The following is a 23,384-nucleotide window of genomic DNA, read 5'->3' on the forward strand; positions in this document are numbered from 1 at the left end:
GCGCGGGGATCGCGATCAGGCCGCGACGCCCGCCAGCGTGCCCGTGCTCGGCCCGTTCGGGTCGGTGATCATGCAGTTGATCGTGCGGTCGCCCGTGCCCCAGCTCTCGGCGGTCGGGTAGTAGTAGCTGAAGTCGTACGCCGAGTCCTGGTAGCCGATCCCGGTGAACGACTCGAACGCCGTGACGCAGTCGGTCTCGGCCTGCTCCGTCGCGACGGACTCGCCCGGGTACTCGTCGGCATCGGCCATCGTCAGGTTCTGGAACACCTCGTAGACGTGCGGGTCGGTGCAGGGCACGGTCGGCACGTCGGTGACCTCGGTCGCCTCCTCGCTGAGCTCGCCGTTCAGGCAGTCGCCCACGCGCAGCTGGAAGACGTCGGTCGTCCCGCCCTCGGTGATCTCCCCGGTCTCGTCGTCGCGGGTCTCGCCTCCCATCAGGCCGTTCAGGCCCGAGCAGCCGGTCAGGCCGAGGGCGAGGGCCGCGCCGGCGGCCAGGACGAGGGCGGTTCTGCGGCGGTTCATGGCGACTCCCGGGATCAGCGGTACGGAGGTGTTCCTGTGACGACTCCCAGGCTAGAGGTGCAGGGCATCCGTCCCGAGGGGGATGCACTCGATCCGGATCTCCACTTTCCGGAGTAGCGGACGCTCAGCCCCGTCCGGTCGAATGGGGTCATGGCTCAGAAGACGGTCGCAGACCAGCTCATCGCTCAGCTCATCGACGCCGGCGTCTCCCGCATCTACGGGATCGTCGGGGACTCGCTGAATCCGATCGTCGACGCGGTGCGCCGCAGCGGCGGCTCCGAGAAGGGAGGCATCGACTGGATCCACGTGCGCAACGAGGAGGCGGCCGCCTTCGCCGCCGGCGCGGAGGCGCAGCTCACCGGGCGCCTCGCCGTCTGCGCCGGCAGCTGCGGCCCCGGCAACCTGCACCTGATCAACGGCCTCTACGACGCGCACCGCTCCTCCGCCCCGGTGCTCGCCATCGCGAGCCACATCCCGAGCAACGAGATCGGCTCGTCCTACTTCCAGGAGACGCACCCGGACAGGCTCTTCGTCGAGTGCTCGAACTACCGCGAGCTGATCTCGACCGCCGCCCAGGCCCCGCGGGTCGTCAACGCCGCGATGCGCAGCGCGGTGGCGCTCCGCGGAGTCGCCGTGGTCACCCTCCCCGGCGACATCGCCGAGCTGGAAGCGGTGGACGGCTTCCCCGCGTTCGTGCTGCCGTCGACGCCCGTCCTGGTCCCCGCCGACGCCGACGTCCGCGCCCTCGCGGCCGCGATCGACCAGGCGCGGACCGTCGCGATCTTCGCGGGCGCCGGAGTGCAGAACGCGCACGACGAGGTCGTCGCCTTCGCCGAGCTGGTGGGCGCGCCCGTCGGGCACAGCCTGCGCGGCAAGGAGTGGATCCAGTACGACAACCCCTACGACGTCGGCATGACGGGCCTCCTCGGCTACGGAGCGGCGCACGCCGGCATGCACGACGCCGACCTGCTCCTCCTCCTCGGCACCGACTTCCCCTACGAGCAGTTCCTCCCCGACGCCTCGAAGGTCGTGATCGCTCAGGTCGACAGCGACGCCTCGAAGCTCGGACGCCGCGTCAGCGTCGCGCACCCCGTCCACGGCGACGTGGCGGCGACCCTCACCGCGCTGACCCCGCTCGTGCAGCGGAAGGACCACCGCTTCCTCGACAAGACGCTGAAGAAGCACGAGAAGCTGGTCACCGGAGTCGTCGGGAAGTACACCGAGGTCGGCACGCGCAGCCCGATCCACCCCGAGCTCGTCGCGTCCACGCTCGACGGCCTGCTCTCCGAGGACGCGATCGTCACCGCCGACACCGGCATGGGCAACGTCTGGCAGGCCCGCTACATCACCCCCAACGGGAAGCGGCGCCTGCTCGGCTCGTACATGCACGGCTCGATGGCGAACGCGCTGCCGCAGGCGGTCGGCGCGCAGCTCTCGCACCCGGGGCGCCAGGTCGTCTCGCTGAGCGGCGACGGCGGGCTCTCGATGCTGATGGGCGAGCTGGTCACGGTCGCCGCCTACCGGCTGCCCGTGACGATCGTCGTGTTCAACAACTCCACGCTCGGGCTGGTGAAGGTCGAGATGCTGGTCGACGGCTTCCCGGACTTCGCTGTCGACGTGCCGATGGTCGACTACGCGAAGGTGGCGGAGGCGATCGGCATCCGCGGCATCCGCGTCGAGGACCCGCGCGACGTGGAGGAGGCCCTCCGGTCGGCACTCGCCGACGGCGGCCCGGTCCTCGTCGACGTGGTGACGGATCCGCTCGCCCTCTCGCTCCCACCCACGATCACGGGCGCGCAGGTGAAGGGCTTCGCGCTGGCGGTCTCGAAGATCGTGATGAACGGAGGAGCGGGCGAGGCCGTCGCGCTGGCCCGCACCAACATCAAGCACGCCCTCCGATGATCGACGCCCGGGCGCTCGCGAGCGGCACCTGGTTCGTCCGGGGCTCCTCGCTGCCGCTCTGGCGCTCGCGGTCGGGGGTGGCGATCACGTACGCGCCGCTCCCGACCGGCGGGATCGGCGACGTCGTCAGCTGGCGCGGCCGCACGCGCTCGCACTATGTGGTCGGGATCGACACCCCCGACCCGCACGATCTGTCCGGCTTCCGCTGGCGGGGCGTCGAGCCGCTGACCCTCCTCGCCCGCAGCCGCTGGTCGTTCGTGGCCGCCGACGAGGAGGCGGGCTGGGCGCTCACCCGTTTCGCCCGGACGCCGTTCACGCCCGCCGGCGTCGACGTGTACGTCCGCGAGCCGCACCCGGCCCGCGGCGTCCTCGCGGCGGCGCTCGCCGCGTGCGCCGCCGACCCGCGCACGTCCGCGCTGCGCCCGCGCCTCTTCGAGGTCGCGCCCTGACTCCTGAGCGCGCGCCCTCCCGTGAGGCGTCACGAACGGTCGTCATCCCGCTTGGATGACGACCGTTCGCGACCCCTCGGCGGTCGTCGATGCGGAGCCCGGTCGGCGAGTGCTCGTCGCAGGCGCTCGACGGAGCGCTCGGGGTGGGGGACGAACTCGGCGCCGACGATGCGGACGACGCGGACCCCGATCGAGGCGAGGTCGTCGTAGCGGCCGAGGTCGCGCGCGAAGCGCCGGTTGCTGGTGCGATGATCGTCGCCCTCGTACTCCCACGCGACCCGCTCCGCGGGGTACCAGCCGTCCGGCCGCCCGACGAAGACCCCGTCGGAGTCGAACAGCGGCTCCTGCAGCACCGGCTCCGGGAGCCCCGCCCGCATGGACGCGAGCCGGAACCGCGACTCCTGCCGCGACTCCGCCCCGTCGCGCACCAGAGCGAGCGCGGCGCGGAGTCGCACCGAGCCCCGACCGCGGAAGGCCGACACGCGCTCCCGCAGGTCGGGCAGCGGCACCCAGGGCCGTTGATCCGCCGGATCGCCGACGACCGGCGTGCGCACCAGCGCGTCGCCCACCGCGACGAGGTCGTCCGGCTCGAGGAGCGCGGAGAGATGGCAGAAGAGCGAGGCCGGATCGGTGAGGGGGAGTCCGCGGCGGAGGACACGGCGGACGTCGGGATCGGCGAGGGCGTGGCCGACGACGTTCCGGTGCCGGGGAGCGCGTCCCGGCCGGCGGACGCTGACGTGCACCGGCTCGTCCGCAGCGGCGGGCGGGAGGTCGAGCGGCCAGAGCCGCGCCGCCGTCACGTGGCTCAGGAGCGCCTCCGGACCGACCAGCGCGAGGAGCGCCTCCGCGCGCAGGCGCAGGTCGGGGTCGGGGTCGGCGGTGCGGACGCCGTGGAAGGGCCGGTGGAGGTCGGAGCTGCGGAGCCGCCCGCGGCTCAGACCGCTCGCGCGAGCGTCAGCGACGGTGAAGGCGCGGCCGCGGAGTCCGATCGGAAGCGGCGAGGGATCGTGCATCCGGCCACTGTCCCGCCTCCCGATCCTCGTGAACCGGTTCTCCACAGGTCGGATCCGCCGCCCACCCCGCTCGACCGCGTCCATGCGTCACGAACGGCCGCCATCCCGCTCGGATGACGACCGTTCGCGACCCCTCAGCGAGCTGGTGCGCGCAGGTGCGGGCGCGTCACTCGCCGAGCGTGATCGCCTGCGCCTCGACGAGCTCGGGCTCGGGCTCGTGGGCGTCGGCGCGGGCCAGGGTGCGGCGTCCGAGCAGCACGATCAGCGCGGCGACGGCGACGGCTCCGGCCGCGGCGTACATCGGGAAGGCCGGCGAGATCGCGGCGGCCAGGGCGGAGGCGGCGGGCGGGGCGATCGCGCCGCCGAGGAAGCGGACGCCGGAGTAGGCGGACGAGGCGACGGAGCGGGGCAGGTCGGTCGCCTCCATCACGCACTCGGTGAGCACCGTGTTGACGACTCCGAGCAGCAGGCCGCCGACGATGATGCAGACGATCAGGCCGACACGGGACGAGATCACGAGGCCGCCGGCGATCAGGTCGAGCGCGAGCAGCAGCAGCACCGAGCGCAGCACGACGGTGCGCGGGAGGCGCCGGGTGAGCAGCGGAGCGACGAACACGGAGGTGACCGCCACGCCCAGGCCCCAGCCGAAGAACGTGAAGCCGAGGCCCATCTCGTCCAGCCCGAGCGGGTAGGGCGTGTAGGCGAGCAGCACGAAGAAGCCGATGTTGTAGAACAGGGCGGCGCCCGCCAGCGTTCGGATGGCCGGGACCTTGAGGGCCGCGAAGGGCGCCGAGAGCGGAGTCGGAGAGGGCTTCGGGCCGTCCTCGCGCAGGAGCGTCGCGATGGCGATGAAGCCGACGGCCATCAGCACGGCGGTCCCGAAGAACGGGCCGCGCCACGAGACGCTGCCGAGGAGCCCGCCGAGCAGCGGGCCGATGGCGATGCCGACGCCCAACGCGGCCTCGTAGAGCACGATCGCCGCGGAGGAGCCTCCGCTCGCCGCGCCGACGATGGTCGACAGGGCGGTCGAGATGAACAGCGCGTTGCCGAAGCCCCAGCCCGCGCGGAAGCCGATGACGCCCTCGACACTGCCCGCCGTGCCGGCGAGCGCGGCGAACACCACGATCAGCACCAGGCCGATCATGAGGGTCTTCTTGGCGCCGATGCGGCTGGAGAGCCAGCTGGTGAAGAACATCACGACGCCGGTGATGACGAGGTAGCTCGTGAAGAGCAGGGAGGTCTCGGTCGGAGTCGCCTGCAGGCTCTCGGCGATGGCCGGGAGGATCGGGTCGACCAGGCCGATCCCCATGAAGGCGATCACCGCGGCGAAGGCGACGGCCCAGACGGCCAGCGGCTGCTTCAGGATCGAGCCCTGGGCGGGCGAGTGGGGGGAGGTGGTCACGGCGTGGAGCCTTTCTCGGGGGAGGAGGGGACGGGGGCGCCGGCGATCCGGGCGACGCGGGCCTCGACGAGGGTCGCGGCGCGCTCGAGGGCGAGGCGGTCGTCCTCGTCGAGGTCCTCGAACAGCGGGGCCAGGGCGGCCTCGAGGCGGAGACGGTGCTCGGCGAGGGCGTCGAAGCCGGCGGGAGTGCCCTCGATCAGCCAGGCGCGGCCGTCGCCGGCGTCGTGGACGCGGCGGATCCAGCCGGCCTCGTCGAGCCGGGCGATGATGCCGGTCATCGTCGGCTGGGTGACGCGGACCCGCTCGGCGAGCTCGCCGAGGCGGGAGGGGGAGGCGGTGCGCAGCTCGGCGAGCGTCGACCAGACGGCTCCGGACTGCGCGCCGAGCCCGGTCGCGCCGCTCGCCCGGCCCGCGAACCGCGTGAGGGCGGTGGCGGCGGAGGCGAGACGCACGGGGGCGCTGGAATCGGGCACGAGAAACAATATAGCACGCCTATGTAGTTCGGTGGAGGGCGCTTCGAGTCCACCCTCCATCGCGCGCACTCACTGACGTTCTCCTCCGTTTCTGTGACAGGATCATCCGTATTCGCGCGTCCACTCCCGCGATCACCGACGGAAAGAGAAGTCATGTCCCCCAGCGAGCACGACGTCGTCGTGATCGGAGCCGGTGCCACCGGACTCACCGCGGCGCTCCGGCTGCAGCAGCACGGCCTCGACGTCGTCGTCGTCGAGGCGCGCGAACGCGTAGGCGGGCGGCTCGAGACCCGCGTGGTCGACGGGCAGCTCCTCGAGCTCGGCGGCCAGTGGGTCTCGCCGGACCAGACGGCGCTCCTCGAGACCCTCGACGAGCTCGGCCTCGGCACCTACTCCCGCTACCGCGAGGGCGAGAGCGTCTACATCGGCGCCGACGGCTCCGCTCGCCGCTTCACCGGCGACATCTTCCCGGGGAGCGAGCGCACCGAGTCCGAGATCTCCCGCCTGATCGAGGTGCTCGACCGCCTCGTCGCCGAGACGGACCCGGCGGCGCCGTGGACGCATCCGCTCGCCCGCGACTACGACCGCATCACCTTCGCCGCCTGGCTGGAGCAGCAGAGCGACGACGAGGAGGCGCGGGCCAACATCGCCCTCTTCCTCGCCGACGCCATGCTCACCAAGCCGGCGCACGCCTTCTCCCTCCTCCAGGCGCTCCTCATGGCCGCGAGCGCGGGGAGCTTCAGCAACCTGGTCGACGCCGACTTCATCCTCGACAAGCGCGTGATCGGCGGCCTCCAGCAGGTCCCGGAGCGGCTCGCCGAGCGCCTCGGCGCCGAGCGCGTCCTGCTCGGGCACCCGGTCCGCTCCGTCCGCCACGGTGACGACGGGGTCGAGGTGCGCGCCGACGGCGCCGTCCTCCGCGCCCGCCGCGCGATCGTCGCCGTGCCGCCGAACCTCGTCGGCCGCATCTCGTTCGACCCGCCGCTCCCGCGCCTGCGGCAGCAGGCCCTGCAGCACCAGTCGCTCGGCCTCGTGATCAAGGTGCACGCCACGTACGCCACGCCCTTCTGGCGCGCCGACGGCCTCTCCGGCACCGCGTTCAGCCCGCACTCGCTCGTGCACGAGGCCTACGACAACTCGAACCACGGGGAGGAGCGCGGCACCCTGGTCGGCTTCGTCTCGGACGAGAAGGCCGACCGCGTGCTCGCGCTCGACGAGGCGGAGCGGAAGGCCGCGATCCTCGACTCGCTCGCCGCCTACTTCGGCCCGGCCGCACTCGATCCGGTCGTCTACTACGAGAGCGACTGGGCGTCCGAGGAGTGGACGCAGGGCGCGTACGCCGCGAGCTTCGACCTGGGCGGGCTGACCCGGTACGGCGCGCTGCAGCTGGAGCCGGTGGGTCCGCTCCGCTTCGGCACGAGCGACCTCGCCGCCGAGGGCTACCAGCACGTCGACGGCGCCATCCGCGTCGGCAGGCGCCTGGCACAGGAGATCATCGACGAGGACGGCGCGACCGCACCGGCCCCCCAGCGCGAAGGAGCACAGCCCGCATGAGCACCCACTACGCCGTGATCGACCCGGCCACGGGGGAGACCCTCCGCGAGTACCCGACCCTCGGCGACGCCGAGCTGACCGCGGCGATCGGCTCGGCGCAGGACGCGTACTCCTCGTGGTCGCGGACCGTGCCCGTCGCGACCCGCGCGGCGCTGATCGCCCGCGTGGCAGACCTGCACGTCGAGCGCGCCGACGAGCTCGCGGCGATCATCGTCCGCGAGATGGGCAAGCCGCTCGACCAGGCGCAGGGCGAGGTCGGCTTCGCCGCCGACATCTACCGCTACTACGCCGAGAACGGCGAGGCCTTCCTCGCCGACGAGCCGATCGAGCTCGCCGAGGGCACCGGCTCCGCGCTGATCCGCCGCGCCGGGCTGGGCGTGCTGCTGGGCATCATGCCGTGGAACTTCCCCTACTACCAGGTGGCCCGCTTCGCCGGCCCGAACGTGGTCGCGGGCAACACGATCCTGCTCAAGCACGCGCCGCAGTGCCCGGAGTCGGCCGCCGCCATCGCCGACGTGTTCCGCACCGCGGCCGAGGAGCTGGGCGCGCCCGCCGGCGTCTACGTGAACCTCTACGCCACGAACGAGCAGGCCGCGACCGTCATCGCCGACCCCCGGGTCCAGGGTGTCTCCGTCACCGGCTCCGAGCGGGCCGGCGCGGCCGTCGCGGAGCTCGCGGGCCGACACCTGAAGAAGGTCGTGCTCGAGCTCGGCGGCTCCGACCCGTTCGTGCTCCTGTCGACCGACGACCTCGACAAGGCGGTCGAGGACGCGGTCGCCGCACGCCTGGACAACAACGGCCAGTCCTGCAACGCCGCGAAGCGCTTCATCGTGATCGACGAGCTGTACGACGCGTTCGCCGAGAAGTTCACGGAGGCGTTCACCCGCGCCCAGCCGGCCGACCCGTTCGCGGAGGGCACCCTCCTCGGCCCGCTCTCCTCCTCCGCCGCGACGGAGCGACTCGAGGCTCAGCTGGCGGCCGCGCGCGAGCAGGGGGCCACCGTCCGCGCCAGCGGCGAGGTGACCGGCAACTTCTTCCCGCCCGCCGTGCTCGAGGGCGTCACGCCCGAGATGGACGCCTACCGCGAGGAGTTCTTCGGCCCCGTCGCCGCGCTCTACCGCGTCCGCGACGAGGACGAGGCGATCGCCCTCGCGAACGACACCCCCTACGGCCTCGGCTCCTACCTCTACACGACCGACCAGGAGCAGGCGCTGCGCCTGGCGGACCGGATCGACGCGGGCATGGTCTGGATCAACCTCGTCCTCGGCGACGCGGCCGAGCTGCCCTTCGGCGGTGTGAAGCGCTCGGGCACCGGCCGCGAGATGGGCCGCCCCGCCCTCGAGGAGTTCGTGAACAAGAAGCTCATCCGCATCGCGTGAGACGGGCGCGCGCCGGGCCCCGGAGGCGATCCGGAGCCCGGCCCGCAGCCGCTCGGCGTGCGCCCGCTCACTTCTTCGTCAGCGACGACTCCTTGTGCGCGGCCTTCGCGTCGGTCTTGTCGCTCTGCACGATCCAGTAGGGCTCGTCGTCCGAGGCGTTGAACTTCTGCCCCTCGAACTGGAACTCCTTCGTCTTCTTCTCGACCAGCTCGCCGTGGGTCTCGCCCTGCGAGGTGTTCCAGCTGATCTTGTCGCCCTTCTTCACGAGGCGGCTCCTCTCTCTCGGTCGCGCCGGAGCGCGGTGGTCCCCTCGCGCGGGAGCGCGATGGTGGTGGTGACGTCGACGATCGCCGGGGCGGCGGGCGCCGACGAGAAGCCGAACCGCACGGGCGGCGAGAGCGGGCGCAGCGGGCCGAGGTCCTCCTCCGCCAGCACCGCGTGGACCCCCTCGACGCGGCGGATCGCCCGCACGCCGTAGTACTCGCGGCGTCCGTGCCCGGCCGACCCGGCCGTGCTCACTCCGCGGACGAGCAGGGAGGCGACCGGCGAGATCGCGGTCAGCCATGCCGGGTGCTCGGCGAGCGGTCGTGGAACGATCCGCAGCAGCCGGCCGAGCGGAGTGAGACCGCCGAGCTCCAGGCGCACCGCGAGCGGTCCGGCCGCGACGGACAGGCCGCCCGCGATCCTCCGCCACGACACCGGCGCGATCCGCACCTCGTCGAACGCGTACGTCGACCCGATGAAGTCCGCGACCTCGCGGGTCGGTGCGATCAGGAGGCGGTGGCCGTCGCCGTCCTCGACCATCGCGTCGGCGAACGGGCCGAAGGGGGTGTCCTCCCAGAGGCCCAGCACGATCCTCGTGCCCGAGGACGTGCCGAACCCCGCGATGCGCCCGCCGAAGCGGAGGAGCCGCGGGGTCCGGCCGGTCATCAGGAGGCCGAGCGCAGCAGCGTGAACGAGCCGTCGCGGACGATCAGCGTGGTGACCTCGCCCTCGACGACCTGCTCCGGGTCGCTCGAGGCGGCCAGCGTCCACTCGGCGCCGGGCGCCTCGGGAACGGTGAACTCGACGCCGTTCTCCGCCGCGTTCAGCAGCAGGGCGAAGCTCGCGCTGCCCTCGTGCTCGAACACGAAGGTGATCGAGCGGGCGTCGGGGTTGTCCCAGTCCTCGTCGGCGAAGCCCTGCGCGTCGGAGCGGAGGATGTCGACCGTGTCGGGGCCGCCGTCGCCGGGGGCGCGGCGGAACCACTTCGGGCGCAGCGCCGGCTCCGCGGCGCGGAGGGCGATCAGCTCGCGGGTGAAGGCGAGCAGCTCGCGGTCCGCGTTCTCCCAGTCGAACCACGAGATCTCGTCGTCCTGGCAGTAGGCGTTGTTGTTGCCGCCCTGCGTGCGGGCGATCTCGTCGCCGCCCAGGATCATCGGCACGCCGGCCGAGAGCAGCAGCGTCGCGAGGAAGTTGCGGCGCATGCGGTCGCGGCGCTCGTTGACCGCCTCGTTCTCGGTCGGGCCCTCGGCGCCGTTGTTGGAGGAGCGGTTGTCGCTCTCGCCGTCGTTGTTGTCCTCGCCGTTGGCCGCGTTGTGCTTGCGCGAGTACGCGGTGAGGTCGGCGAGGGTGAAGCCGTCGTGCGCGGTGACGAAGTTGATGCTGGAGACCGGCGAGCGGCGGTCGGCCTCGTACACGTCGGGGGAGCCGAGGACGCGCTGCGCGGTCGTGCCGAGCACCGAGTCGGCGCCGTTCCAGAAGTCGCGCACGTCGTCGCGGAACTTCCCGTTCCACTCCGACCAGTCCGAGGGGAAGCCGCCGACCTGGTAGCCGGCGGTGTCCCACGGCTCGGCGATCATCTTGACGGGCGCGAGCACCGGGTCCTGCGCGATCAGGTCGAGGAAGGCGCTGTGCACCTCGGCCTCACCGGTCTGGCGGGTGAGGGTGGTGGCGAGGTCGAAGCGGAAGCCGTCGATGTGCATCTCGGTCACCCAGTAGCGCAGCGAGTCCATGATCAGGCCGAGCGCGGCCGGGTGCGCGACGTTGAGGCTGTTGCCGGTGCCGGTGGTGTCGAAGTAGTTCGCGCGGTCCTCCTCCACCAGTCGGTAGTAGGAGCCGTTGTCGATGCCCTTGAACGAGAGGGTGGGGCCCTTGTCGTTGCCCTCGGCGGTGTGGTTGTAGACCACGTCGAGGATGACCTCGAGGCCGGCCTCGTGGAACGCCTTGACCATGGCCTTGAACTCGTCGACCTGCGAGCCGTCGTCCCCGGCGTGCGAGTACTCGTTGTGCGGCGCGAAGAAGCCGAGGGAGTTGTAGCCCCAGTAGTTGCGCAGGCCCTTCTCCTCGAGGTGCGAGTCCTGCACGAACTGGTGCACGGGGAGCAGCTCGACCGAGGTCACGCCCAGGTCGGTGAAGTGCTTGATCGCGGCGGGGTGCGCGAGGCCGCGGTAGGTGCCGCGGATGTCCTCGGGCACGTCGGGGTGCAGCTTCGTGAAGCCCTTCACGTGCACCTCGTAGACGACGGTCTCCTCGAGCGGGATGCGCGGCGCGGTGTCGCCGCTCCAGTCGAAGGAGTCGGGGTCGGTGACGACGCAGCGGGGGACCGCGTGCGCGGAGTCGGCGTCGTTGCGGGAGTCGGCGTCCTCGTAGAACTGGCCGAAGACGTCCTCGGACCAGGTGTACGAGCCCTCGATCGCGGTGGCGTGCGGGTCGAGGAGGAGCTTGGCGGCGTTGTGGCGGAGGCCGTTGGCGGGGTCCCAGGGGCCGTCGACGCGCAGTCCGTAGCGGGTGCCGATGCCCATCTCGGGGACGAGGCCGTGGAAGACGTGGCCGGTCCGCTCGGTGAGGGCGACGCGGGTCTCTGCTCCGGACTCGTCGAAGAGGCAGACCTCGACGCTGTCCGCGGTCTCGGAGTAGACGGCGACGCCGGCGCCGGCGTCGCCGCGGAGGGAGACGCCGAGGGGATACGGGAAGGAACGGGGGGATGCGGGCATGCGTCCATCCTGACCGGGCGGCTCCGGGAGCTTCGCGCCCTTGTCGCCGCGCCCGCCTCCCGCTAATCTTCCAGGCCCTCCCTTCGACACGGCGCCCTCCGCGGGCATATAGTCAGCTGGCTTACTAAATCGTCGGAGGAGAGCGTCGTGCGCAACCGCAAGTGGATCGGGCTGGTCGTCATCAGCCTCGGAGTGGCGACGATCATCGTCGACTCGACCATCGTCAACGTCGCCATCCCGTCGATCGTCGCCGATCTCGGGATCACCTCGACCCAGGTGCAGTGGGTGCAGGAGTCGTACACGCTCGTGTTCGCCGCGCTCCTGCTGGTCTTCGGCACCCTCGCCGACCGCTGGGGCCGGCGCCGCATGCTGATCGTCGGCGTCTCGCTCTTCGCGCTCTCCTCCGTCGCGGCGGCCCTCGCTCCGACCGGCGACCTGCTGATCCTCTCCAGGGTCGTGCAGGGCGTCGGAGGAGCGATGGTGCTGCCGACGACCCTCTCGCTGATCAACGCCACCTTCCGCGGGCGCGAGCGCGCCATCGCCTTCGCCGTCTGGGGCTCGACCATCGGCGGCATGACCGCGGTCGGCCCGCTGCTCGGCGGCTGGCTCACCACCGACTTCTCCTGGCGCTGGGCGTTCGGCATCAACATCCCGCTCGGCGTGATCATCGTGGTCGGAGCGCTGCTGTTCGTCGACGAGTCGCGGCAGCCCGACGGGCGGAGGGTCGACCTCGTCGGCGCCGCGCTCTCGATCATCGCCTCCGCCTCCCTGGTGTTCGCCCTCATCGAGGGGCGCACCCTCGGCTGGTGGGGCGTCGACGAGCGCCTGAGCGTCGGCGGCTGGAGCTGGCCGCTCGGTCTCTCGCCGGTCCCGATCGCGTTCGCCGTCGCGGTGCTCGCCGGGGTCGACTTCGTCCTCTGGGCGCGGGCCCGCGAGCGCGCCGGGCGCTCGGCGATGCTCGCGATCGGGCTCTTCCGCCTCGCCTCGTTCCGCAACGGCAACCTCGCCGCGATGATCGTCTCGCTCGGCGAGTTCGGGATCATCCTGGCGCTGCCGATCTGGCTCCAGAGCGTCCTCGGCTACACGGCCGTGCAGACCGGCCTGGTGCTCCTCGCGCTCGCGCTCGGCTCCTTCGTCGCCTCGGGCTTCGCCGGCGCCTTCGGCAACAGGGTCGCGCCGGTGCTGATCGTGCGGGTGGGCCTCGCGGCCGAGATCGTCGGCGTCGCGGGCATCGGCCTGGTCGTCTCCGACTCCACTCCGTGGTGGGCCCTCGTCCCGTTCCTCGCCGTCTACGGCTTCGGCGTCGGCCTCGCGACGGCGCAGCTGACCGGGGTCGTGCTCCGGGACGTGCCCGTCGAGCTCAGCGGGCAGGGCTCGGGCACGCAGTCGACCGCGCGGCAGATCGGCTCGGCGCTGGGCATCGCCGTGCTCGGGACGATCCTCTACACCTCGACCGCGGGGGTCCTCACGACCTCGCTCGAGCAGCAGGGCCTCCCCGCGGAGCAGGTCGCGAGCACCGTCGACGCGGTGGTCGACTCCTCCGGCGCCGCGATCGCCGGGCTGGCCGCCTCACCGGACACCGCCGACGCTGCCCGGGCGGCGGGCGAGGCGTTCTCGGACGGCACCCGCTACGCGGCCTTCGCCGCCGCCGGGTTCCTCGCCGTCGGCTTCCTGGCCACGCTCTCGCTCGGCCGCCCGGCAGAGGAGGAGGGGCCGGAGGTCAGCTCAGCGGAGCCGAGTCGTCGGCGGTGAAGACGATCTTGCCGATCGTGCGGTCGGCGCCGGTCGCTCGGCGCGACAGCACGTCGACGACGTCGCCCAGCGGATGCACGGCGCCCGGCCGGGGCCGCAGCTCGCCGGAGGTGGCGAGCGAGACCGCGCGCCCGATCCGCTCCGCCGTCGCCACCACGATCATGTTGCGCACCCGCGGGCGGTCGCGGCGGACGAGGCCCGTCGCCTGCGAGACCAGCGCCGGACCGCTCGGCACCAGCGTCGCGATGCGCCCGCCCTCGGCCAGGAGGATCGCCGCGTCGTCGACCGGCAGGTGGCCGGAGACGTCGACGACCACGTCGAAGCGGCCGCCCAGCACCCCGAGGTCGAGCGCGCGGTAGTCGTGCGGCTCGGCGCCGAGCGAGCGGAGCAGGTCGGCGGAGGCGGCCGAGCCGGTGGCCGCGACCGTGCAGCCCGCCCGCACCAGCAGCTGGATCGTCGGATCGCCGATGGCTCCCGAGCCGCCGCTGACGAGGACGCGCTCGCCGGCGCGCACGTGCAGTGCGTCCACCAGGCCCACCGCGGTGCCGCCCGACATCGCGAGCGTGACGGCCTCGACGAAGCCGAGGGAGTCGGGCATCGGGACGAGCGAGCGGCTGCGCGCGATGGACGCACCGGCGAAGGCGTCGCCGTCGCGGGTCATCCCCACCACGCGGTCGCCGATCGCGACCGAGTGCGACCCCGGGCCGAGCGCCTCGACGGTGCCGGCGATGTCGAGGCCGAACCCGTAGGGACGGGAGCGGCCGACGGCCATGATCCGCGCGGAGCCGGACAGGATCTTCTCGTCGGTCGCGTTGATGCTCGCCGCGCGCGTGCGCACCAGGACCTCGCCGCGACCCGGCATCGGCACCGGCGCCTCCCGCCACGAGAGCAGATCGGGCCCGCCGAACCTGTCGTACCCGAGTCGTCGCATGTCGCTCCCGTCGTCCGTGCCAGCCCCCCGAGCCTAGGGCGTGGCCGCTGAGCGGAGGCGTCGCGGGCGCCCGGCGGAACCCCCTCCGGTACCCGCGGGCCCGGTGCTACCGTGGCGGCCATGAGCGCAGACGACAGCCCCGAGTTCGCAGGCTTCGAGGCCACCCCCTCCACCGATGCGGAGAAGGCCGACGACGTCCGCCCCGCCGACTCCGAGGTCGAGGAGAACACGACGGCCGACGAGAGCCGCGACCCGGACCACGGCTACGACCCGATGAGCGAGAGCGGCTCCGAGAACGCCCCCGAGGACGAGGTCGGCCCCCGCGAGGACGAGGAGGGCCTGCTTCCCCCCGGCAGCACCGCCGAGGGAGCCGGCACCGCGCTCGGCGCCGACGCCGTCGAGGGCGGCGAGCCCCTGGGCGAGAACGCGAGCGCGGGCACCCCCGGTCAGCTCGCCGACGAGCGCTGGCGCACCAACGGCATCAACCCGCTGGGGTGAGCCTTCTTCCGCGGCGGTCCCCGCCCGCCGCGGCGCAGTCGGCTACTCGGGATGGCCGGGCGGGCGGAGCGTCCTGCGTCCAGCTACGACGGAACGCTGACACGCGTTCCGCCGGTTCGCCTCGCGGACACAGCGGCGGTGGACGCCCGGCCGCGCGGGCCATCGACTCCTCCATCCACGGCCACGGCGGTGCGCCGTGAGGCGAACCGTCGAAACGCGTTCCAGCGTTTCGGCGTAGCCGGTCGCGACACGCTCCACCTGCCAGGCCGTCTGCGGGAGCCGACCGCGCCGCGGCGGGCGGGGACCGCCGCGGGAGTGAACACCGCCTGAGGCGAACCGACGAAACGCGTTCCAGCGTTTCGGCGTAGCCGGACGCGACACGCTCCACCTGCCCGGCCTTTCCTGGGAGCCGACCGCGCCGCGGCGGGCGGGGACCGCCGCGCAACAAACACAGCTGGCGTTCCGGTTGTTCGGAGGAGGAGCAGGGGTGGGCGCCGTAGCGTTCCGGGAGCGCGGCACGCCGGTCGCGCGGACGGGGAGTCCCATGTCGTTGTTCCTGAACCGCACTCGTGAGGTCCGATGGACCGAGGACGAGAGGCGGGCGCTGGCCGAGGCGGTGGCGGAGGACCGGGCCGACGCCTGGCGCGGAGTGGGTGCGCTCGATCGCACCGTCGTCGTCTCGACCGAGGATCCCGGCGTCCGCGGCGGCGCGCGCTGGCCCACCGATCACCGTGCGTTCCTGCGCGTCGACCGCGGCACCTCCGTGGTGCTCGCTACCGACGGGCTGAGCGATCCCTTCGACCGGCTCGCGCATCCCGGCACCGGTCTCGGCCTCGAGCTGTGCCTCGAGACGTCCGCCGTCCGCGGCGTCCCCACCGCCGAGCTCTGGAACCACTGGCACTTCCGCCTGCTGTACGAGGCCGCCCGACGGGCCGCCCTGCAGGGGGTGTGCTGCCGCAGCTCCCTCGACACGGCGCGGCTCGCGAACGTCGCGGCGCCGCCCGCCTGGACCGACGAGCAGGGCACCGTCGGTGTCCTCCTGGGCCTGCGCAGCCCCGGCCTGCCCGAGCGGCTCGACCTGGCGACCGGTCACGCCGACCTGGTCACCCTCACGCCACTGCGGCCGCAGGAGCACGCCCGGGCGTCGGTCGACGCGGGCGCCCGTGCCGAGATCGCCGAGCGCCTCGGGGCCCTGCCGCACGAGGAGCTCGTGCACACGGCCCGGCCGCTCGTGGTCTGAGGAGCGTCGCGGGTCAGGAGCCCTCGGCCGGCTCCGGCACCACGGTCATCTCGCCGGTGTTGTTCGCGCTCGCGATGAACTGCTCGATCCACAGGCGGTTCAGCGACGGCCGCTTGCTGCCGTGGAACCGGAAGTGCAGCGGAGTCGTCGGGTGCACCCAGACGGAGCTGCGGCCGTAGCCGGACGACTCCGGCTCGCTCCAGGAGAGGCTGAACGACTCGTTCCGCCGCATCTTGGTGAACATCGCGACCTTGAGGTGCGCGAGGAGCCGGTCCTCGAAGTCGATCTCGAGTGATTGCGGTCCGTAGATCAGTCGTCCCATTGTCTCCGCCGTGAAGTGGTGCCGACGCGCCGGAGTCCCGGACGGCGTCGCGGGCTCCGTGAGCTCGGGAGCCGCCACGGAGAGGATACCGATCCTGCGGCCCGGAGGGGTGACACGGGTTTCGCCTCCGCCGGCCGGGGACGGGATCACCCCGTCAACGACGGACGCCCCGCCGACCGGATCCGGGGATCCTGGTCGACGGGGCGTCGGAAGTCGGAGATTACTCGCCGACGCCGCGGATGTTCGCGGCCTGCGGGCCCTTGCGGCCCTGCTCGACGTCGTACTCGACGTGCTGGTTCTCGACGAGCTCGCGGTAGCCCTGCTTCGCGATGGCGGAGAAGTGCGCGAACACGTCGGCGCCTCCGTCGTCGGGAGCGATGAAGCCGAAGCCCTTTTCGGAGTTGAACCACTTAACGGTGCCAGTAGGCATTTCTTTTCCTTATGTGTTAATGACGCCGACCGGGGCCGGCGTCGTCAGAGTCCGCACGAGTGTGCGGTACCCGCTCGACTCGGCCTCCGCGGGTGAAACACGCGTCTGCCGGAGTCGTCCGGGTCGTCTAGGGGCTGAGCTCGCGCCTCCGGGGGAGGGCGGCTCTGCGGGGGAGAACGTCCCGCGGACCGGGCGAGCCGGTGGAGCGGGGGTCGAACGAGGAACGGCGCGGCTTCCGCGGCGTCCTGTGAAGGGCGGTACCCGCGTGCGAGGCGGGCGTTCGAACCGGACGACCGAGGACGATGCTCTCGGTCGGTGCGGTCTCTATCAGGGGCTGAGTCTCTTCGTCGTCGTGCGACTTCTCAGCCGTGGAATTCGGGCGATCGCCCAGGAGATGTCTCGACTCTACGGGATCACGGCCCCCGAGCGCGACCGCCCGCGTCAGACGGCGCGCCGATCCGCGCGCGCGAGGCGGCCGGAACCGCTGTCCGGGCGGGTCGCGGTGTGCCACGATACGACTCGGATCGCGCCGTTCCCCGCCGCCGATCCCCGCCACAGCCTCCCCGCCACCGTCGCCCCGGAACGAGCCCGGAGCCCGTCCTCCCGAGGTCACCGTGCCCCTGCCTCCCCGGCCCGCCGACGCCGCGGTGCTGCTGCGCGAGCAGCGCGAGGTCGGCGTGCTCTGCGCCCGGCGGGCGGGCGGGGTGCTGACCGCCGCCTCCGCGCTGCACCTGCTCGCCCTGACGCCCGCGCAGCTGATCACGGTGCTGCCGAGCCTGGCGCTGCTGGTCGTCTCGGCGCTCGTGCAGCTCGCGCCCGGCCGATCGGTCGCGACCGGGACGAGGGCCGTGATCCTGGGATCCGCGCTGGACGTCGCGGCACTCGCCGCCTTCCTCTCGCCGGGCGTCGACGCCTCCCTCCGCGCCGTTCTGGGCGGGATCACGATGCTCGCCTCGATGGCGCTGCCGTGCGCGCTGCTCGCCGTCGGCTCCTGGCGGGGTCTGCCGTGGGCCGCGGTCCTCGCGCTGCTCCCGGTCCTCGCCCTCGGCGCGGCGGCGACGGGCGCGTCCGGGCGCGCTCCCTTCGTCCTGATCTCGGTCGTCGTCTGCTGGGCGCTGCTGCTGACCGCCGCGCGGTGGCTCGCGGGCAGCGTCGCGCGTGCGCACGTCGGCACCGCCCGCCTCCGGACCGCCCACGACGCCGAGCGCCGCTCGAGCGAGAGCGAGTCCCGGCACCGCGCCGACGCGCGGCTGATGCACGACACGATCCTGGCGACGCTGACGCTGGTGGCGCACCGGGGGGAGGGCGTGCCCGCTCCCGTGCTGCGCGACCGGGCCGCCGCCGACCTGGCCCTCCTGCGCGGTCTGGAGACGGTGGAGGAGCCGGACCCGGACGGGGCGGCCGGGGTGCCGGAGGCGCTCCTCGCGCTCGGTCGGCGGTCGGCGGCGGTGGGCGTGGAGGTGCGCTGGCACGGCGGTGCGCAGCCGCGGATCCGACCGGAGGTGCTCGACGCCGTGGTGCGCGCGACCGGGGAGTGCCTCGAGAACGTGCGGCGCCACTCCGGAGCGGCCCTGGCCCACGTGAGCGTGGCGGAGGAGGCGGGCACGCTCCGCGTCGTCGTCTCGGACGAGGGGCGCGGTTTCGACCCGGCCGTGGTGGCGGCCGGACGCCTCGGCCTCGCGGAGTCGGTCGTCGGCCGGATCGAGGCGGTGGGCGGCGCGGTCCGGGTCTTCTCGGCGCCCGGGTCCGGCGCGACCGTGCTGCTGAGCGTGCCGCTGTGAGCGGGTCGCGGCAGGAGGAGGGGACGCTCCTGGAGCTGGTCCGGGCGGCGGACAGGAGCCCGGGCGCGCTGTGGAGCATCCGCGAGCGCCTCACCCGGCCGAACCGCCTGAGCGGGAGCTACCTCGGGCTGGGCTTCCTCACGATGGCGGTGCTGCTCGACATCCGCGGAGTGATCTCGTACCTCTGGTCCCTCGACGCGCGGTCCGCGACCTGGCTGAGCGGACTCTCCTGGCTGCTGGTCGTCGCCGCGAGCGCGGTGGGGGTCTCGATCGCCCTCAGCCGCCACGGCGAGCTGCCGCGCCGGGCCTTCGCGGGCGTCCTCGCTGTGGACGTGGCCGCGCTGCTGCTCGAGTTCGCCGACCACGCCCTGCCGACACCGGCTCCGATGTACTACCCGTCGGTCTGCGTGGGAGTGGGCGCGGGCGTGATCGCGCTGATCACCTTCCAGCCGCTCTCGCGCTCGTTCCTCGCCCTGGCGGTCCTGGTCGGGCTCACGGCGCTCGGCCTCGTCGGCCAGGCGCTCCTCGGCGACGGAGGCGCCGCCCTCGCGGTGAGCAACGTCCTCCTCGCCGTCGCGCCCGCGGCCGTGTGCGTCGTCGTGCTCACCTCGCTCGACCAGTACGTGCGGCGCACGCTCGACCGCAGCCTGGCCGACGGCACCGTCCACGCCGCGGACGACGAGTTCTCGCAGGTGGACGCCCGCATCGAGGAGCTCCTCGAGCGGGTCCGGACGCCGGTGCCGCTGGACGAGGAGCTGGGCGAGCGGGCGCGGGTGCTCGGAGACGAGCTCCGCGAGGCGCTCGCCCGCAGCCACGACCGCACCTGGCTGAGGATCGCGGTGGAGGAGTCGGCGCTGCTGTCCTCCGCTGTCGCGATCGACGATCCGGGCGGGGCCGCGGCGCTGCTGGCCCCGCTCGACCGCTCGCGGCTGCTCTCGGTGCTCTGGCTGCTCACCGCCCCCGCGGGGAGGACTCCGCTCGCCGTCCGCCTGGAGCCGGGCCAGGGCGGCGGGGTGGAGCTCGCCCTGGTCGCCGCGGGCATCCGCGCCCGCGACCTCGACCGCTCGGTCTGGGGCATCCTCAGCGAGCTCGGCGAGCACCGCACGACGACCGACCACGGCGCGACGAGGATCCTCGTCGCCCACCGGCCCCGGAGGAGGACGACGACATGAGCGACGAGCCCGCGATCACGCTGGCCATCCTCGACGACCACCCGATCCTGCTGGCGGCGCTGGCGGAGTGGATCCGCCGCTCGGGCACGGACATCCGCGTGGCGGCGACGGTCGGCACCTGGACGGACCTGCTCGCGCATCCGGCCTTCCCGACCGACGTGGTGCTGCTCGACATCGACCTCGGCGACGAGCTCGACCTCGCCATGAAGATCCGGATCATCGCGGCCGCCGGCGCCGCCACGATCATCATCAGCACGCACTCCGAGCCGGGGACGATCAACCGGGCGCTCAAGGCCGGGGCGCACGGCTACGTGGTCAAGAGCGAGCGGACCGAGACGATCCTCGCGGCGATCCGAGCGGCGGCGCGCGACGAGCGCTTCCTGACGGCGCAGACGCGGGAGCTGCTCGGGGCCGACCGCCCGGGCACCCTGACGCACCGCGAGCGGGAGATCGTCCGCCTCTTCGTCGACGGGATGCCGCTGAAGCAGGTCGCCACGCTCCTCGGCATCACCCAGGACGCCGCGCGGAGCTCGCTGCGGAGCGCCCGGGGCAAGTACCGGGCGGAGGGGCTGGCCGTCGGCACGAAGATCTCGCTCCGCCGGCAGGCGCTGCGCGACGGGATCGTCGAGCGCTAGGCCCGCGCTCGACGGTCCCGGGGGCCTAGACCGTCTCGGCGCGCTTCTGCCGCGCGGGCTCGGCGGGGTCGGAGGGCCCGTTCCAGATCGAGACGATGCCCCAGACGACGGCCGCGATCGGCACGGCCAGCACGGCGCCGACGATGCCGGCGAGGACGGTGCCCACGGTCAGGGCGATCAGGACGATCAGCGGATGCAGCTTCAGCGAGCGCGCCATCACGACCGGCTGGAGGAAGTTGCCCTCGAGCTGGTTGACCCCGATGACGACCAGGATCACGATCAGCGCGGCGACCGGGCCGTTGGCGACCAGCGCGACGAGAGCGGCGAGGATGCCGGCGGCCGTGGCTCCGACGATCGGGATGAACGCGGTGAGGAAGACGATGACGGCCAGCGGGATCGCCAGCGGCACCTGGATGATCGCCAGCGCGACGCCGATGCCGATCGCGTCGACCGCCGCGACGGTCGCCGTTCCGCGGACGTAGCCGCCCAGCACGTCGACCGTCTTGTGCCCGACGCGCTTGGCGCGCTCGTAGCCCGAGCCGGTGAAGGGGCGCAGGAGGAACTCCCAGATCTTCGGGCCGTCCTTCATGAAGAAGAAGAGCACCACGATCATCAGCACGAGGCCGGTGATGAAGTTCGCCGCTGCGGAGACGCCCGCGAGCGCGCCGTTGCCGAACGAGCTGGAGGTGAGGAAGTCGACGACCGACTGGCGGGCGGACTCGATCTGCTCGTCGGTGATCTGGAACGGCAGGTGCTGCACGTAGTCCTGCAGCGAGGTGATGCCGTCGGAGGCGCTGCTGACCAGCTCGTCCCACTGGTTGCGGACCGCGACCGTGATCAGCCAGCCGACCGCGCCGAGGACCGCGAGCAGCCCGATCAGCGCCAGCCAGGTCGCGAGGATCGACGGCACGCCCTTGCGCCGCATCCACGCCAGGACCGGGTGGATCGCCGCGGCGAGGATGAGCGCGATCATCACGGGGATGAGCACCAGCGTGAGCTGCGTCATCGCGAAGACGAGCACCGAGGCCAGCAGGAGAACGATGACCACCTGGAGGCAGCGGGTGGCGAACCGGCCGAGGCCGTCGCTCCAGACCCGCCGCTGCGGATCGGGTGCGCTCGGCTGCGGCGCGGCGGCGCTGGTCGAGGAGTCGTTGCGGTCGAAGAAGCCCATGGAGGGACGGTATCGGCTCGGGCCGACCTGCCGTCCCTCCTTGACACCCCGGCCGCGCCGCGGCGATCCGGGGGTCAGAGACCGGCGGGCTTCTCCGGCGTGCGCAGCCAGGTGTCGAAGAAGTCCGCCAGGTCGGAGCCGGAGACGTTCTCGGCCAGGGCCTGGAAGTCGGCGGTCGTCGCGTTCGAGTAGCGGTTCTCGGAGGCCCAGCGCTTCAGCAGCACGCCGAACGCGTCCGCGCCGATCCGGTCGCGGAGGGCGACGAGCGTCAGGCCGCCGCGGGCGTAGACGGGCGCGTCGAAGAGGCCCGCGGCTCCGGGGTCGGCGACGGCGGTCGACCAGAACGGGTCGTCGGCGGGAGCGGCGGCGACCCGGGCGGCGGACTCGGTGACGCTCGCGCCGCCGGTGTGCTCCTCCCAGAGCCACTCGGCGTAGGTCGCGAAGCCCTCGTTCAGCCAGATGTCGGACCAGGTCTCCGGAGTGACGCTGTCGCCGTACCACTGGTGCGCGGTCTCGTGCGCGACGGTCGACTCGTCCGCGCCGCCGGAGTAGAACGAGCGGCCCTGGGTCTCGAGGGCGTAGCCGATCCGCTCGTCGTCGACCACGGCTCCGGCCGAGCGGAACGGGTACGGGCCGAAGACGGAGGAGAAGTAGTCGATGATCGCGCCCTGCTTCGCGAGCGCCGCCTCGGTGCGGGCGCGGGTGTCGCCGGTGATGTCCCGGTCGATCGCGTCGATGGTCGTCACGCCGCCCTGGGTGGAGCGGACCAGGTCGTAGTCGCCGATGTTCACCATGGCGAGGTAGCTCGCCATCGGGCTGGTCTCGACCCAGCGGGAGGTCGTCCACCCCTTCGACGTGGTGGGGGAGCCGACCGGCAGGCCGTTCGCGACCACCGTCCGGCCCTCCGGGACCGTGATGCTGAAGGTGTAGCGCGCCTTGTCGGCGGGCGAGTCGTTGACGGGGTACCAGGTCGAGGCGCCGTCCGGCTCGCTGGCGACCAGGGCGCCGTCGTCCGTCGACCACCAGCCGAAGGGGGCCCCGGTGCCGTCGACGGGGTTCCCGGTGGTCCCGGCGTAGTCGATGCTCACCAGCGCGGGCAGGCCCTTCCGGAGGGTCCGGGCGGGCGTGACGGTCAGCTCGTCCCCCGACTGCGAGAACCGGGCGACCCCGGCGTTGACGGTGACCTTCGAGACGGTGAGGCCGGTCAGATCGAAGGAGAGCGAGCGCAGGTCCTTCTGGGGCGCGAGGGTGACCACGGCCCTGCCGCCGAGGGCCCGGGTCGCCGGATCGTACTTCAGGACGAGGCTGTAGGTGAGGGCGTCGAAGCCGCTGCTGCCGAGGCCGGGGAAGTAGGGATCGCCGGCGCTGGTGCCCCCGTCGACGGCGCCCGCGCGGGCGGCGGGGGAGGCGATGGCGGCGGGTGCGAGGAGGAGGGAGGAGGCCACGAGCGCGCTGAGCGCGGCTGACGCACGGAATGTCATGTCCGCACGCTAGCGGGCGGGCGTTTCGTGCGCGTGTCGGCACCGTGCTGAGGAGAAGCCCCGTCGATCGACGGACGGGCGATCACGCTCCTGCCGGGGCGAGTCAGCTGCGGAATCCGTCGCGGCGACGGAGCATCGCACGGTGGAATTACCCATTCGAGCCGCCGGAGCCCCGCGGATCGTTGCGGCGGCGACGGATTCCGCACTACAGTCGCCGTGTTCATGCAGGTGCATGGGGTGCGGTACCCGAAGCCGCACTGCACCGCCCTGCTCGGAGCAGACGCCTCCGCCGGGAGGGATGA

At 73.0% G+C, this 23,384-nt stretch carries 22 protein-coding genes; 10 read left to right on the forward strand and 12 right to left on the reverse strand.

From position 1 onward, the window contains the following. Nucleotides 1-15: 15 nt before the first annotated feature. Nucleotides 16-522: a septum formation family protein gene (locus C5D04_RS04800; RefSeq protein ID WP_104226088.1), complete on the reverse strand. Its 507-nt coding sequence runs from the start codon at nt 520-522 to the stop codon at nt 16-18. Nucleotides 523-672: 150 nt separating this feature from the next. Here C5D04_RS04800 and C5D04_RS04805 point away from each other — a divergent pair, with 150 nt between their 5' ends. Continuing rightward, nucleotides 673-2,424 carry a pyruvate dehydrogenase gene (locus C5D04_RS04805; protein ID WP_104226089.1) on the forward strand — a complete coding sequence of 584 codons (1,752 nt, stop codon included), beginning with the start codon at nt 673-675 and terminating at the stop codon, nt 2,422-2,424. Continuing rightward, nucleotides 2,421-2,873: a hypothetical protein gene (locus tag C5D04_RS04810; protein ID WP_104347312.1), complete on the forward strand. Its 453-nt coding sequence runs from the start codon at nt 2,421-2,423 to the stop codon at nt 2,871-2,873. Before C5D04_RS04805 ends, C5D04_RS04810 begins: the two co-directional genes overlap by 4 nt. Before the next feature lie 29 nt (nt 2,874-2,902). On the opposite strand, the gene C5D04_RS04815 is transcribed toward C5D04_RS04810, so the two are convergent. From C5D04_RS04815 to C5D04_RS04825, 3 genes are all read right to left on the reverse strand, one after another. Next, nucleotides 2,903-3,886: a hypothetical protein gene (locus C5D04_RS04815; protein ID WP_104347313.1), complete on the reverse strand. Its 984-nt coding sequence runs from the start codon at nt 3,884-3,886 to the stop codon at nt 2,903-2,905. A 166-nt stretch (nt 3,887-4,052) separates the two neighbouring features. Next, entirely contained in the window at nt 4,053-5,288 is a 1,236-nt protein-coding gene (locus C5D04_RS04820; RefSeq protein ID WP_104347314.1) for an MFS transporter, read from the reverse strand. Next, the gene (locus tag C5D04_RS04825) at nt 5,285-5,761 is read right to left on the reverse strand and encodes a MarR family winged helix-turn-helix transcriptional regulator (RefSeq protein WP_181137670.1); all 477 of its coding nucleotides are present in this window, start codon (nt 5,759-5,761) and stop codon (nt 5,285-5,287) included. The genes C5D04_RS04820 and C5D04_RS04825 overlap by 4 nt, the downstream gene beginning before the upstream one ends. Before the next feature lie 153 nt (nt 5,762-5,914). Here C5D04_RS04825 and C5D04_RS04830 point away from each other — a divergent pair, with 153 nt between their 5' ends. Together C5D04_RS04830 and C5D04_RS04835 are read left to right on the forward strand one after the other, a co-directional pair. Further along, nucleotides 5,915-7,315 carry an NAD(P)/FAD-dependent oxidoreductase gene (locus C5D04_RS04830; protein ID WP_104222945.1) on the forward strand — a complete coding sequence of 467 codons (1,401 nt, stop codon included), beginning with the start codon at nt 5,915-5,917 and terminating at the stop codon, nt 7,313-7,315. Then, nucleotides 7,312-8,694 (forward strand): NAD-dependent succinate-semialdehyde dehydrogenase, encoded by a 1,383-nt coding sequence (locus C5D04_RS04835; protein WP_104347316.1) that lies wholly within the window; start codon nt 7,312-7,314, stop codon nt 8,692-8,694. The genes C5D04_RS04830 and C5D04_RS04835 overlap by 4 nt, the downstream gene beginning before the upstream one ends. 67 nt (nt 8,695-8,761) lie before the next feature. Here the strand turns inward: C5D04_RS04835 and C5D04_RS04840 are convergent, their stop codons facing one another. The 3 genes from C5D04_RS04840 to glgX are packed head-to-tail and all read right to left on the reverse strand — an operon-like array spanning nt 8,762 to nt 11,669. Then, a complete protein-coding gene (locus C5D04_RS04840; RefSeq protein WP_056866275.1) occupies nt 8,762-8,959 on the reverse strand; it encodes a DUF2945 domain-containing protein in 198 nt (65 codons plus the stop codon). After that, entirely contained in the window at nt 8,956-9,624 is a 669-nt protein-coding gene (locus tag C5D04_RS04845) for a hypothetical protein (RefSeq protein ID WP_104246956.1), read from the reverse strand. Before C5D04_RS04845 ends, C5D04_RS04840 begins: the two co-directional genes overlap by 4 nt. Then, nucleotides 9,624-11,669, reverse strand: coding sequence for a glycogen debranching protein GlgX (gene glgX, locus C5D04_RS04850; RefSeq protein WP_104347317.1), 2,046 nt, complete (start codon nt 11,667-11,669; stop codon nt 9,624-9,626). Before glgX ends, C5D04_RS04845 begins: the two co-directional genes overlap by 1 nt. Nucleotides 11,670-11,816: 147 nt before the next feature. Between glgX and C5D04_RS04855 the strand changes: the two genes are divergently transcribed. Next, nucleotides 11,817-13,421 carry a DHA2 family efflux MFS transporter permease subunit gene (locus tag C5D04_RS04855; RefSeq protein WP_104347318.1) on the forward strand — a complete coding sequence of 535 codons (1,605 nt, stop codon included), beginning with the start codon at nt 11,817-11,819 and terminating at the stop codon, nt 13,419-13,421. Here the strand turns inward: C5D04_RS04855 and C5D04_RS04860 are convergent. Further along, a complete protein-coding gene (locus C5D04_RS04860) occupies nt 13,390-14,352 on the reverse strand; it encodes an NADP-dependent oxidoreductase (protein WP_104295223.1) in 963 nt (320 codons plus the stop codon). The genes C5D04_RS04855 and C5D04_RS04860 overlap by 32 nt on opposite strands. 120 nt (nt 14,353-14,472) lie before the next feature. On the opposite strand from C5D04_RS04860, the gene C5D04_RS04865 reads away from it, so the two are divergent. Together C5D04_RS04865 and C5D04_RS04870 are read left to right on the forward strand one after the other, a co-directional pair. Then, nucleotides 14,473-14,850, forward strand: coding sequence for a hypothetical protein (locus tag C5D04_RS04865; RefSeq protein WP_146086357.1), 378 nt, complete (start codon nt 14,473-14,475; stop codon nt 14,848-14,850). 544 nt (nt 14,851-15,394) lie between these two features. Further along, the gene (locus C5D04_RS04870) at nt 15,395-16,090 is read left to right on the forward strand and encodes a hypothetical protein (protein ID WP_104292677.1); all 696 of its coding nucleotides are present in this window, start codon (nt 15,395-15,397) and stop codon (nt 16,088-16,090) included. A 13-nt stretch (nt 16,091-16,103) separates the two neighbouring features. Here C5D04_RS04870 and C5D04_RS04875 read toward each other — a convergent pair whose 3' ends face one another. Together C5D04_RS04875 and C5D04_RS04880 are read right to left on the reverse strand one after the other, a co-directional pair. Next, entirely contained in the window at nt 16,104-16,412 is a 309-nt protein-coding gene (locus C5D04_RS04875) for a hypothetical protein (RefSeq protein WP_104226101.1), read from the reverse strand. Nucleotides 16,413-16,632: 220 nt separating this feature from the next. Next, nucleotides 16,633-16,842: a cold-shock protein gene (locus tag C5D04_RS04880; protein WP_055786246.1), complete on the reverse strand. Its 210-nt coding sequence runs from the start codon at nt 16,840-16,842 to the stop codon at nt 16,633-16,635. A 614-nt stretch (nt 16,843-17,456) separates the two neighbouring features. Here C5D04_RS04880 and C5D04_RS04885 point away from each other — a divergent pair. The 3 genes from C5D04_RS04885 to C5D04_RS04895 are packed head-to-tail and all read left to right on the forward strand — an operon-like array spanning nt 17,457 to nt 20,430. Further along, entirely contained in the window at nt 17,457-18,623 is a 1,167-nt protein-coding gene (locus C5D04_RS04885; protein WP_104347319.1) for a sensor histidine kinase, read from the forward strand. Next, a complete protein-coding gene (locus tag C5D04_RS04890; protein ID WP_104347320.1) occupies nt 18,620-19,795 on the forward strand; it encodes a hypothetical protein in 1,176 nt (391 codons plus the stop codon). The genes C5D04_RS04885 and C5D04_RS04890 overlap by 4 nt, the downstream gene beginning before the upstream one ends. Continuing rightward, on the forward strand, nt 19,792-20,430 hold the full coding sequence (locus tag C5D04_RS04895; protein WP_104347321.1) for a response regulator: 639 nt from the start codon (nt 19,792-19,794) through the stop codon (nt 20,428-20,430). Before C5D04_RS04890 ends, C5D04_RS04895 begins: the two co-directional genes overlap by 4 nt. 25 nt (nt 20,431-20,455) lie before the next feature. Here the strand turns inward: C5D04_RS04895 and C5D04_RS04900 are convergent, their stop codons facing one another. Then, nucleotides 20,456-21,601, reverse strand: coding sequence for an AI-2E family transporter (locus C5D04_RS04900; RefSeq protein ID WP_104233055.1), 1,146 nt, complete (start codon nt 21,599-21,601; stop codon nt 20,456-20,458). 74 nt (nt 21,602-21,675) lie between these two features. Further along, entirely contained in the window at nt 21,676-23,082 is a 1,407-nt protein-coding gene (locus C5D04_RS18125) for a M1 family metallopeptidase (RefSeq protein WP_104333223.1), read from the reverse strand. Nucleotides 23,083-23,384 lie beyond the last annotated feature (302 nt).

Source organism: Rathayibacter sp. AY1D2, from assembly GCF_002932695.1.
In the GTDB taxonomy this organism is placed as follows: domain Bacteria; phylum Actinomycetota; class Actinomycetes; order Actinomycetales; family Microbacteriaceae; genus Rathayibacter.